Below are 12,008 nucleotides of genomic sequence, written 5' to 3'. Positions count from 1 at the left end.
AGTATGACCGGTGAGGGTTCGCAGTTCGGTACCACTCTCGGTGTCCCAGATTTTCAGGGTGTTATCCGATAAAGCGGAAATCGCGGTTTTGCCATCGGGTGCGATCGCCACTGCATTTATGTACATTAGATTTAGCAAGGAAGGATGAATGGTGAGGGTTCGCAGTTCAGTACCACTCTCGGTGTCCCAGATTTTCAGGGTTCGATCATCTGAAGCGGAAATCGCGGTTCTGCCGTCTGGTGCGATCGCCACTGCATTTACAAAGTCAGTATGACCGGTGAGGGTTCTCAGTTCCCTGCCACTCTCGGTGTCCCAGATTTTCAGCGTTTGATCCCTTGAAGCGGAAATCGCTGTTTTTCCGTCTGGTGCGATCGCCACTGCATTTACAGAGTCAGTATGACCGACAAGCGTCCGCAATGCCCCTTCATTTGCCCGCTCTAAATTACCCCTCAAAGGCCGCAACCAAACACTATCTTTCGACTGCCGCGCCCGTTCCAGCAACCCCTGAATTTCAGGCATTTCAAAATCCATCAACCTCCCCAACAATTGCCCAGCCAATTGCGTTTTATCCCCATCCAAAACGTGCGCCGACTTCCGAATTACCCCTTGAATCAATCTCAGAGTTTGACTTTGCCCCTCCGACAGCAAAACATCAGAATTTCTCGCCAAATCGTAATCATCAATTAGCGCTTGTACCCCCAAAAATTCCAGTTTCATCTCAATAAAACCGAAATCCGTCAACCAAGCACAATAACGGTCAACCTTCCCCTGTTTCGCAAATCTCTTCGGTTGATACTTCAACAGCAAATCTCGATCTTCCTGACACTGCTGCGCCAACCACACACCTAATTCGCTCATAGCGGCGCTCCTTCTGTAGAGTTATCACTAATGTCATCATTAATATCTTCCAGTGTTAGTCCAGCCAACTGCACAGTTTCATCCGCTTCCAGAAACTGCCGAAAACTATTGTGATAGATAGTGTATCGAGTTTCCTTCTCTACCTTCTCATGTCGCAAAAACGAATCCCATTTCTTTAGTACCTGCTGTACTTTCATAACATCTTGCTCGCGGGCACATTTAGCCAACCAGCGACAAGAAACTGCTTCCTCTACTTGCGACAGGAAATAGATAATCCTAACCTTCAATTTCAGCAGAGGATCGTCTTCCCAGCCGATCATCTGTCCCCAGTGTTTTTGATAATATTCCTCCAAACCCGCTGGCAAATCGTTTAAATTCACATCATTGTACGTGCCGCCTTCAATCTCATCAAGTACGTGGCGGAGATAGATAAATTTCTTTTCGCTTTTTTGGGCTACCGCCGTCACAAAGTGTTCCCGCTGCAAATTTCGACCCTTAATCCAATCCTGAATTAACTGGCTTCTCTCCGTGCGTTTTGCCAGATAAGCCTCGACATCTTCGAGACTTTGTGCATCGTACTCCATCAAATCAAAAACCGTCTTGTTAGCTGTCGGCATTGTCAGAAATGCCGGCCGCTTCGAGACAATAAAATAAACGTTATCCGGCAAATCATTAGGCAAATACGAAACATTACTGTTGCTAGTTTGAGCCTTCCGATCAACTTCATCCAGCGCATCCACCACAAAAATTATTTTTTTGTCCCTGCTAGACTTATCGCTAACTTCCTTCAACAACTCGCATAAAAAATTGTTATTTTCCAGGGCATTTTCCGGCAGTTGCGGATACTTATTTTTAAGGCCAAAACCTTCAATCAACTGAGTGCAAGCATTTTCCAAAAAAGTTTTAGCGCTGACAATCCCGTCCGGTTGCGAGTTGAAATGAGTAACGCAGCGGCGCTTCAACATCACCACACAGGCAGCCATAATCGCGCTTTTCCCAACACCCGGTTCCGCCTGCAAAACAAAATAGCCTTTTTGCTTTGTCCTCAGAAACTCATTAATTGCTTCAAACACAAATTTTCGACCGGTAAAGTCTTTAATTCTGTCCTGAATAATCGTCTCTGACTTAACAGGAATCGGCAAACTCGGTGCAGCAGGATCGATATATCTTTTCAGCAATGCCCGAATCTCCGCCAAATCGTCGCGGATGCCAATTTCGAGCGCCTCCAATTTCACCATCACTTGACAAATCTGCTGCCCAGTCGCCACGGCCTCCAATTTCTGCAGAATTTCCCCATTTTGCAGCCCCAAATCTCTCAGTTCCGTCAAAGCAATTTGGTGCAGATTCAACAGCATCGCGGCAAACTTTTCTCCTCCCTTCGCCGCATCCAGTTTCAGCACTTCGCGGTACGCTTTCGGGAAAGTGGCGTACAGCTTGTCCGCGACAAATCCCACAATTTCCGCATCGAAGGATTTGCCCTCGCTGGCCGCGAATTCGTTGAGGAAAGTTGCCCAATCTGCCGTTGTCAATCCGGTAACTCGATCGAACTCCTCGGCATCCGCAGAAAAAATCTTGGTTAACTGGTCTTCGGAAATATTTAAACCCTTTGACAAGTCGGCTGTATTCGTGTTAATATCCAGCCAGTATTCAGGAGTTTTCTCGGCTAATTGACTGAGTACTGTTTCTGGATAAGGCAATTTTTTGGTTTCGGCGATCGCAATTAGGCGATCGGACTTCGCAACCTCTCTCAAAATATAGCCGATCGCCTCACCCGCCGCCTTAATCAAATCGTGATTATCGAGAATCCTCGGATTTTTGCTCAACCCTTCCGTCATCCGATTTGCCAGTTCATCAGCGGCCATAGTCTCAGCGAGACTACCAGCAATCGCTGCTAAAATAGAAACTCCCCCAAGTGCGATCGGGCCGCCAATAATACCCGCTGCTGCTTGAGTTGCCGGATTGGCGATCGCATTTGAAATAACTTGTCCAATAGCCATCACCGCACTGTATCCAATTACCCTAATTTTAGTATTAGCTAAATCAATTAACGGCATAAAATAAACATTCCTCTTTTAAATAGTTGGTAGTAATTATATCTTGCACGCTTGCGTTTAGTCCGTCGGGGGTTTCAACCCCCGCCTCATAGCGAAAGTCGGTTTGAACCGACTGAAAAGTTAGTTGATATCAAAAGGTTTTTAGTCCTCATTGCGAGGACTTGCGCTATGAGACAGGGGTTTTAAACCCTGGCGGTTATTGCAAATGCAATAACTCAAATATTGCAACTACAAAACAGCAGCCACACTTGCCATTAACAACCCTTGAAACAACTTCACCCCATCAGTTTCGCCCAACATCGGATCGGAAGCCCTCTCAGGATGCGGCATCATTCCTAACACATTGCCCGCCCGATTACAAATGCCGGCAATATTATTTAACGAACCGTTGGGATTGCCAGCATCGCTAATTTTGCCCGCCTCTGTGCAGTAGCGAAACAGCACTTGCTCGTGCTCTTCTAGTTGTGCTAATGTATCGGCATCAGCATAATAGTTGCCTTCCCCGTGGGCGATCGGCAAATCGATGATTTCACCGGAAGTATAAGCCGCAGTCCAACGAGTATTACCGCGCTCGACTTTCAAAGAAGCGCGATCGCAAATAAAATTCAATCCCGCATTCCGCACCAGAGCACCGGGCAACAAACCAGCTTCAGTCAACACCTGAAAACCGTTGCAAATACCCAGTACAAGTTTGCCCTGTTTCGCGTGTTCCGCCGTAGCCCGCATCGCCGGAGAAAAACGGGCGATCGCGCCGCACCGCAAATAATCTCCGTAACTGAAACCACCGGGAATTACAATGATATCAATATCCGAAATATCGGTATCTTCGTGCCAAATCATGCGAGTTGGTTGGTGGAGTAACCCTTGAGTCACCCATACCACATCGCGATCGCAATTTGAACCCGGAAAAACAATAACTCCAAATTTCATAAGCTGAAGGAAGAGGGAAGAAGGAAGAAGGAAGAAGGAAGAGGGAAGAGGGAAGAGGGAAGAGATGTCAACATAAGACTAAAATCTTATGTTTCTCTCGCTTGTATCTAAGTCTCGATCCCCCTAAATCCCCCTTAAGAAGGGGGACTTTGAGTGTTGCGAGTTCCCGCGTTTTTAACAGAGACTTTGAATGCTCTTGTCCCCCATTTATTAAGGGGAGTTAGGGGGATCTCCGGCTTTAAAAAAACCCTAGGGGCGATCGAATTTATGCCGCCGCTGTCTCCACAGCAACAGGAATTTCAGTCAAATCAAAGCGATAATTTTCAATCACTGGATTAGCCAAAAGTTGGTCGCAAACGCGATCGAGTTGTTCGCGGGCCTCCGACTCACCAGCAGCAGTCAGCGTCAATTCAACGTACTTCCCGATTCGCACACGCTCAACATTGTCGTATCCCATGTGTTGCAAACCAGACTGTACGGCTGTGCCGGCGGGATCTAAAACAGAAGGGCGGAGGGTAACATAGATTTGGGCAAGATATTTCTGAGTCACGGGAATGTTGCGGTAGGTGATGTGAAAGTTAGCCCCATTGTATTCTACAACCGAGCTGCGCGCCGATCGCCATTTGGTTCGCCCAAGTAAGATAGCCTAGAAACAGGGACAGATGTGATTCCAGCAGATTACACAAAAAAATTATGAGAACCAACCGCACCCGCAGTCAGGAGCGTATTTTACACTTGCTCAAGCACTTGAATCGATCGCTCTCAGCGCAAGATATTTACTTAGAACTGCGTAACAGCGACCAAAGCATGGGCTTAGCAACCGTTTACCGCTCCCTCGACGGTTTAAAGCGAGAGGGGTTCGTTCACGTCAGAACCCTCGCTAGTGGCGAGTCTCTCTACGGTGCCGCCCACCAAGACCAACATCACTTAACTTGTCTGGAATGTGGCACCTCCATTACGATCGACGAATGCCCCGTCCACCACTTAGAAAGCCAACTACAACAATCTCATTCTTTCAAGATTTATTATCACACTTTGGAGTTTTTCGGATTGTGTGATCGATGTACTTTGGCTCAAGAATCTTAGGCTCGCGAATTAAATAACTTACAATTTTAATTGTTATTGTGGGACGGGCGGGACGCCCATCCCACTTTCAAGAGTGGAAGTTATTTAATTCTCATTCCTTAGAGAAGTTATTAGTCATGAGTGATCTCAATTCCGGTTGCACGAGCGAAATGATTGTTGACTGTTGAGTGTTGACCGAAATCATCCAGGATACAAGCCCCCGGATTCATTCCGAAAGCAGACTCAGAACCCAGAAATAAAAAACGTGTCTCCGATGAAACTTGCCCCCCGAATTTATCCGTGGGGTCAATGCTTCAATTCTTTAATCTTTAATCTAAAATCTAAAATCGATTGACTCGGTGTCGAACCGCGCAGCCGGGTGTTGTTTGTGTCGCGACAGATTTCAACCTGTCGTTTTATTAACTCGTTTAAGGATGCAAAAACTCTAAATGGTCTCCTGGAATCGATCGCAATTTTGCAGCCGAGCCTTGCAGTTTCAATCGGCCGCGTTCTAACATGATAATCCAATCGGCGCGATCAATCACTCGCGGCCTGTGACTGATAAAAATTGTCGTTTTCCCGTGCCGATACATCAACAATTGTTCTAAAACTTCCGCTTCGCTTGCGGGGTCAAGCCCTGCGGTAGATTCGTCTAAAATCAATACAGGCGGGTTGTTGAGAATGGCGCGGGCGATCGCCAATCTTTGTCTTTGTCCGCCAGAAATATTCGCTCCAAACTCCCCTAAAACAGTTTGATATTTATCAGGCAATTGGCTGATAAATTCATCCGCTCCCGCAATTTTGCAAACTTTAACAATCTGTTCAAAGCTGATATCTGGACTGCCCAAACGAAAATTTTCGAGAATCGAACGGCTCCAAAAATGCGCTTCTTGAGGAACCAATACTACCTGCTGTCTGAGACTGTCTAGAGACAAATCCTGTAAGTTGTAACCGCCAATTCTAATATTACCAGATTGCAGCGGGTACAGACCAGAAATTACTTTTGCTAGCGTACTTTTTCCGCAGCCGGAATTGCCAATTAAAGCAATTGCTTGACCGCCGGGAAATGTGACAGAAAAATTTTCCAGCAAGTCAAGTCTACCGGGGTAGTGAAAATTAACACTCTTGCAAACAATACCGTCGCGGTCTTGAATAGTTACAAAAGGTTTATTCGTATCGTCTTTAGTTTCCGGTTCAGCATCGATAACTTCCGACAGCCGTTGAGTAGCTGTCTGCACGCGAGTCATCTCATCAGTAAATCCTACTAGCGAATTTACCCAAGCAGTAACGTTTTGATTCATGCTAATAAACGCTAGCAACTGACCGATACTCAATACCTTGTCAATCACCAAACCGCTACCAAGCCACAGCAGAGTAATGCTGCCAGCAGAGGCAACAAAACCAGAAAATATATTGTTGAGAATGCCAATTTGTGTAGTGCGGAAAGTGAGCTTTGCTAAGCGACCGAAGCGGGTTTGAAATTCTTCCCAAAGTTGCTGACCGCTGGTAGTAGTTTTGACCGTCAGCGCGCCTTTAAAAGTTTCTACTAAAACGCCTTGAGTTTCTGCTTCCAGTACAAATAAACTGCGCGTTTTTTGCTGCAATACGGGCAGAAATACCACTGTAGAGGCAGTCATTAAGAGAGCTATAGCTGTAGCTGCTAAAGTCAGCTCTTTGCTGTAAAACAACATAAAAACAAAAGAAACTACAGCTATGAAAAATTGACTAGGCAAGCTGATAGCGGCTTGAGAAACTAATTTATTTATTTCTTGGATATCTTGTAATCTACTGACGATTTCGCCACTGCGTCTGGTTTCGTAAAAGCTCAAAGGCAATCGCAGGAATTTGCGAGCAAATTCCATGACCAATCCCAATTCTAAACGCTGGGAGAACTGAGCAATTAAGTTCGACTCTACCAATCCTAAACTGCTGCTAAAAAGGTTCATAACTATAACTGCGATCGCCACACTCGCCAGGAGTTGTCTGTCGCCCCGCACCAGGATGTCGTCGGTGAGCAGTTGAACGAGAAAAGGCGAAGAAATCGACAGCAAACCCAACACCACATTCAGCAAAAATGCTTCCATTAAAATCGGGCGATAAATCCCAACCCGGCGCATCCATTTTTGTAAGGAATTGGCGGGCGGTTGGCCCTCTGCAGCCGCAAAAAACCGCTCAGCATCGGGTTCTACTAGCAAGCACAGCCAATCTGTCCAAGCTGCTGCTAATTCTGCTTTAGAAACATAGCGCATACCGACAGCCGGATCGCCGATCGCATATTTTTCGCCCTGCTTTCCGTACAAAACAACCCAGTGATAACCGCTCCAGTGAATAATTGCCGGTAAAGGCGCTTCCTCAATTTGGTCTAAAATAGCAGCCGCGGCTCGCACGGATCGAGCATTAAAGCCGATCGCCTCAGCACCTTGTTTCAAGCCCAGCAGAGTCGTCCCTTTTTGGCCGGTGCCCGCACATTCTCGTAAGCGGCTAATAGTAAAATTTTGTCCGTAAAATTTCGCGATCGAAGCCAAACAAGCCGCCCCGCAATCTTCTTCGCTCTGCTGGAGAACAACCTGATATTTCTTAAACCTGTTAACTTGTCCGAATAATGGCATTTTGCCGATCAAAGGGATCTTCTTTAACATTTTGCAAAATGAATAATGGTAGAGCATAAAGAAGATTACTCATCACCAACTACCCAATCAGCAAAAAGCACCCATAAAGTTATGGGTGCTTTCTCGATTCCACAGTTATAGATCTGAATTGACTAGCACTAAAATTTAGTAGTAGGCGTAGCGGACTACTCTTCTGTATGAACCGTCGCAATTCCGGCGGTACACGACCCAACTGCGCCGCTGCCGCTGACAATTGTATCGATTGGCAGAATAGTGACCGCCGTTGACGCTAGCTGATTCTTCAGGGGTGAGTTCAGCAAACAGTGAATTGTCCTTTGTTTCTTTCATGATTAGACTCCGTTTAACTTAATAAAATTGAAGGGAAACTAGAAATATTATTTAATTTCTAGATTCTCGTGTAAATACTGAGTAATACTTCTTGTAGTCCTGTACGACATCCGGAATACTACGGGTAAATTTTCAAAATTTACTTTATCGCACAACTTGACTCAGCTATCTAAACCACTAGGGTTGGGTAAGGGCGATCGCGCCTCGGATCGTACAGATAAAGCTGGGGCTGCGGCAGGAAAAACAGCATAGTGAGACCCTCGCGGCTGCTGTTATCCGTCTCGCTGTTGCTTTTAGCACCGCTAACACCGCTGGTAATGTTGCCACCGTTGACAGTAGCAGATTCTCCATCGGTTACTTCGATGAAGAGTGAAGCTGGTTGATTTTTTGACATAAATAACTCCTATTAATACCTATGTACTTACTTACTACCTACGCATACAGGAAAAACCCGGTAACAGTGCCAAAACTCATGGCGGAAACGCCGTATTTTCATGACAGTCGCCCGCTGGCTTCACTCCTTTTCATATTTGGCGAAGTTTGTGGGTGGGAACGGCAAAGCTGTGCGGATTTTTACCTTTACCCTGTGAATTTTGATTTAGACTTCTAAACCTATGCTTGGTTTCCGGAAAGCTGATCGTAAAAGTGACAAAACAAATCAGCGATCTCTCCCTCCCCCTAACTCAAAACTCAAAATTTCCAACTATTCCCCTCTCCCCCTTGCCGCCATGTCTCTCACTCCCGAAGCCACACCCGCTGAAACCTTTGATAACGACCAGTTTTTGCCCCCTGTCAGCCGCTGGACGACTTTGGGGGGCATTTTGATGGTGGCGACCTTTGGCGGGGCGATCGCCCTCGCTAGCGTCACCAAATACAGCGCTACAGTCAAAGCAGACGCGATCGTCCGTCCAGCCGGAGAAGTGCGCGTCGTGCAAGCCGCCACCGAAGGAACCGTCGAAAGCATTGCTGTCAGCGAGAATCAGACAGTAAAAGAAGGAGATGCGATCGCAGTTGTAGACGCTTCGCGTTTGGGCGCTCAACAACAGCAGTTACAAGAAATCATTAATCAGTCTCAAACAGCAGCACAGCAAATCAACCAGCAACTGCGCGACTTAGAAAACCAAATTTTGGCCAGCGCCCAATTTAAAAACATCGAAAGTGAAAGTTCCGCCCAACAGGAATTAATCGAATCCGCTTTAGTTAAATTCGCCACATCGCTGCCGGATGTCGCCGAGAGACTGGGCCGAAGTCGGCGGGTTTTGCTAGTCAAGCGATCGTCCATTCAACAACAATTAATTCAAGCTAAAAAAGAACTCAATCAAATTGAGTTAAAACTAGAAAATAGCGTGATCCGCACGCCCACGGATGGTACAATTCTCAGATTGGAAGTACGAAATACTGGTCAAACCGTACAAGCCGGCAGTGCGATCGCCCAAATCGTCCCCAGCGACGTACCCCTGGTAGTCAAAGCCAAGGTGACATCCCAAGACATCGCCCGCATCCAAATCGGCCAACCCGTACAGATCAGGATTTCGGCTTTGCCTTTCCCCGATTACGGCACATTAAAAGGAACCGTCAGCGAAATCGCCCCAGATGCGATCGCCCCTCAAAATCCCACTAATAATTTAGGTACAGCTTATTACGAAGTGGCAATTAAGCCTGAACAAACTTATTTAACAAGACTCAAATCCACCAACGGCCAATTCTTCGGAAACTCCCCGGCTAATGTGCCTCGCCAGTATTCGATTCAATCGGGAATGGAAGGCAGAGCCGATATTATTACCGGCGAAGAAACTGTTCTGACATTTGTTTTGCGGAAAGCAAGGTTGCTGACAGATTGGTAATTAGTCAGTTGTCAATTGTTAGTTGTCAGCAGTCAACAGTCAGCAGTCAGCAGTCAACACTCAACACTCAACAGTCAACCGCCAGAAAATTAGAGGCTCTGAAATTGAAATAACGTGTCAATATAGAAATGTGAGTTCAATTCTATTCTTTCCTCATGGGCAAACAGCGCGTTCTTTCTGGAGTTCAGCCAACCGGCAATCTTCACCTCGGCAATTATCTCGGTGCCATTCGCAACTGGGTAGAAGGTCAAAGTCAGTACGAAAATTACTTCTGCGTAGTCGATTTGCACGCAATTACCGCACCGCACAATCCAGCAACTCTAGCCTCCGATACTTACACGATCGCCGCACTGTATTTAGCTTGCGGCATCGACTTAGAATATTCTACTATTTTCGTGCAATCCCACGTCTCGGCGCACACAGAACTAGCATGGCTGCTCAACTGTATTACGCCGATTAACTGGCTCGAAGATATGATTCAGTTTAAAGAAAAAGCAATTAAACAAGGTGAAAATGTCAATGCAGGCTTGCTAAATTATCCCGTGTTAATGGCAGCAGACATTTTGCTTTACGATGCCGACAAAGTGCCAGTGGGAGAAGACCAAAAACAGCATTTGGAACTCACCCGCGATATTGTCATCAGATTAAATCACCAATTCGGCACACCCGAAAAGCCAGTATTGAAACTTCCCGAACCGTTAATTCGGACTGACGGTGCCAGGGTGATGAGTTTGACAGATGGCACGCGCAAAATGTCGAAATCTGACCCTTCCGAACAAAGTCGAATTAATTTATTGGATTCGCCAGATGCGATCGCCAAAAAAATCAAGCGCTGCAAAACCGATGCCGTGCGGGGTTTGACATTTGACGACCCCGATCGCCCCGAAGCTAGAAATTTGCTGACACTTTATCTCCTGCTTTCCGGCAAATCTAAGGAAGAAGTAGCAGCGGAGTGTGAAAACATGGGTTGGGGAGATTTTAAACCCTTGCTGACAGAGACGACAATTAATGCCCTCAAACCTATTCAGGATAAATACAAGGAAATAATGGACGATCCGGGATATTTAGAGTCTGTACTACGTCGCGGAAGAGAACAAGCAGAAGCTATTGCGAATCAAACTCTAACTAAGGTTAAAACAGCTTTCGGTTATTCTCTGCCTAATTAGTCTTCCTTCTTCCTTCTTTTTACTCTGAACAAATCATGCAAAGCGTACCCGAAGGGAAGTAAGTCGAAGGGTTTTGTTCCTTCACCCTCAGAAGGAACCCTCGATAATTAATCCGTGTATCCGTGTCAAAATCAGTGTCGTGCCTTCTTCCTTGGAATAACTATGAACCGTTTTCGCACAGCCTGCACCACCCCCGGAGAATTTATAATTACCGCCGAAGTTGCCCCACCAAAAGGCGGCGACATAACTCACACGATTCAAATGGCTGAACGCCTCAAAAATAGAGTTCACGCCATTAATGTCACAGACGGGAGTCGCGCAGTGTTGCGAATGTGTCCCCTAGCAGTTTCGGCGATTTTAGTGCAGCACGGAATTGAGCCAATTTGTCAAGTTGCTTGTCGTGATCGCAATCAAATTGGTCTGCAAGCTGATCTCATGGGAGCCCACGCTTTAGGCATACGCAATGTATTAGCACTTACAGGTGATCCCGTCAAAGCGGGCGACCATCCTAAAGCAAAAAGTGTATTCGACTTTGAATCAGTACGACTGTTACAAGTCATTCAAAAAATGAACGGCGGCTTAGACTGGAATGACAAACCTTTAACAGACGGATTTACTGATTTATTTGTCGGTGCTGCCGTCGATCCGCAATGCCCCAGTTGGTCTGGTTTGCAAAGTCGATTTGAGAAAAAAGTAGAGGCTGGAGCACAGTTTTTTCAGAGTCAATTAATTACTGATTTTGAAGTTTTGGATAAGTTTATGCACCACGTTGCTGCAGGCTGCAACAAGCCAGTTTTAGCAGGAATATTTTTGTTTAAATCAGCTAAAAATGCTGAATTTATTAAAAAATACGTGCCGGGAGTTCACATCCCACAAGAGACGATCGATCGTTTAGCAAAATCTCCAGAACCATTGCAGGAAGGCATAAAAATTGCTGCCGAACAAGTCAAGCTAGCGCGGCAGATTTGTCAAGGAGTTCACATGATGGCTGTCAAACGAGAAGATTTAATTCCTCAAATTTTGGATTTGGCAGGAATCGAGCCACTGAGCTAAAATTAACCCACGGGGCGGGTTTTATCAACTATTAATGCCTAACATTAAAGATATCATAAACCTGCCCACCCCGCGCTAGCA

At 46.0% G+C, this 12,008-nt stretch carries 10 protein-coding genes and 1 pseudogene; 4 read left to right on the top strand and 7 right to left on the bottom strand.

Going from position 1 to position 12,008, the window contains the following annotated elements; genetic code table 11:
* The 4 genes and pseudogenes from QUA24_RS00590 to purS all read right to left on the bottom strand — a co-directional run.
* A pseudogene (locus QUA24_RS00590) lies at nt 1-858 on the bottom strand (WD40 repeat domain-containing protein); the annotation flags it as partial.
* On the bottom strand, nt 855-2,912 hold the full coding sequence (locus QUA24_RS00585; protein WP_333226404.1) for an ATP-binding protein: 2,058 nt from the start codon (nt 2,910-2,912) through the stop codon (nt 855-857). The pseudogene QUA24_RS00590 and the gene QUA24_RS00585, both read right to left, overlap by 4 nt.
* Before the next feature lie 228 nt (nt 2,913-3,140).
* Nucleotides 3,141-3,842, bottom strand: a complete 702-nt coding sequence (gene purQ, locus QUA24_RS00580) for a phosphoribosylformylglycinamidine synthase subunit PurQ (protein ID WP_333226402.1) — start codon at nt 3,840-3,842, stop codon at nt 3,141-3,143.
* Between the two features lie 265 nt (nt 3,843-4,107).
* Nucleotides 4,108-4,392, bottom strand: coding sequence for a phosphoribosylformylglycinamidine synthase subunit PurS (purS, locus tag QUA24_RS00575; RefSeq protein WP_333042010.1), 285 nt, complete (start codon nt 4,390-4,392; stop codon nt 4,108-4,110).
* Nucleotides 4,393-4,535: 143 nt separating this feature from the next.
* Here purS and QUA24_RS00570 point away from each other — a divergent pair, with 143 nt between their 5' ends.
* Nucleotides 4,536-4,928 carry a Fur family transcriptional regulator gene (locus tag QUA24_RS00570; protein ID WP_333152368.1) on the top strand — a complete coding sequence of 131 codons (393 nt, stop codon included), beginning with the start codon at nt 4,536-4,538 and terminating at the stop codon, nt 4,926-4,928.
* A 407-nt stretch (nt 4,929-5,335) separates the two neighbouring features.
* Here the strand turns inward: QUA24_RS00570 and QUA24_RS00565 are convergent, their stop codons facing one another.
* The 3 genes from QUA24_RS00565 to QUA24_RS00555 all read right to left on the bottom strand — a co-directional run bounded on the left by QUA24_RS00565 (nt 5,336) and on the right by QUA24_RS00555 (nt 8,258).
* Nucleotides 5,336-7,546: a peptidase domain-containing ABC transporter gene (locus tag QUA24_RS00565; protein WP_333226400.1), complete on the bottom strand. Its 2,211-nt coding sequence runs from the start codon at nt 7,544-7,546 to the stop codon at nt 5,336-5,338.
* 135 nt (nt 7,547-7,681) lie between these two features.
* Nucleotides 7,682-7,864, bottom strand: a complete 183-nt coding sequence (locus QUA24_RS00560) for a hypothetical protein (protein ID WP_333226398.1) — start codon at nt 7,862-7,864, stop codon at nt 7,682-7,684.
* Between the two features lie 169 nt (nt 7,865-8,033).
* Nucleotides 8,034-8,258, bottom strand: a complete 225-nt coding sequence (locus tag QUA24_RS00555) for a secretion protein HlyD (RefSeq protein ID WP_333226396.1) — start codon at nt 8,256-8,258, stop codon at nt 8,034-8,036.
* A 334-nt stretch (nt 8,259-8,592) separates the two neighbouring features.
* Here QUA24_RS00555 and QUA24_RS00550 point away from each other — a divergent pair, with 334 nt between their 5' ends.
* From QUA24_RS00550 to QUA24_RS00540, 3 genes are all read left to right on the top strand, one after another.
* Entirely contained in the window at nt 8,593-9,708 is a 1,116-nt protein-coding gene (locus tag QUA24_RS00550; protein ID WP_333226394.1) for an HlyD family efflux transporter periplasmic adaptor subunit, read from the top strand.
* A gap of 155 nt (nt 9,709-9,863) precedes the next feature.
* Nucleotides 9,864-10,874 (top strand): tryptophan--tRNA ligase, encoded by a 1,011-nt coding sequence (gene trpS / locus QUA24_RS00545; protein WP_333226392.1) that lies wholly within the window; start codon nt 9,864-9,866, stop codon nt 10,872-10,874.
* Nucleotides 10,875-11,036: 162 nt separating this feature from the next.
* Nucleotides 11,037-11,927 (top strand): methylenetetrahydrofolate reductase, encoded by an 891-nt coding sequence (locus QUA24_RS00540; RefSeq protein ID WP_333226390.1) that lies wholly within the window; start codon nt 11,037-11,039, stop codon nt 11,925-11,927.
* Nucleotides 11,928-12,008 lie beyond the last annotated feature (81 nt).

It is taken from the genome of Microcoleus sp. Pol12B5, assembly GCF_036701335.1.
Classification (GTDB): Bacteria; Cyanobacteriota; Cyanobacteriia; order Cyanobacteriales; family Microcoleaceae; genus Microcoleus.
This window is presented reverse-complemented; position numbering and strand designations above follow the sequence as displayed.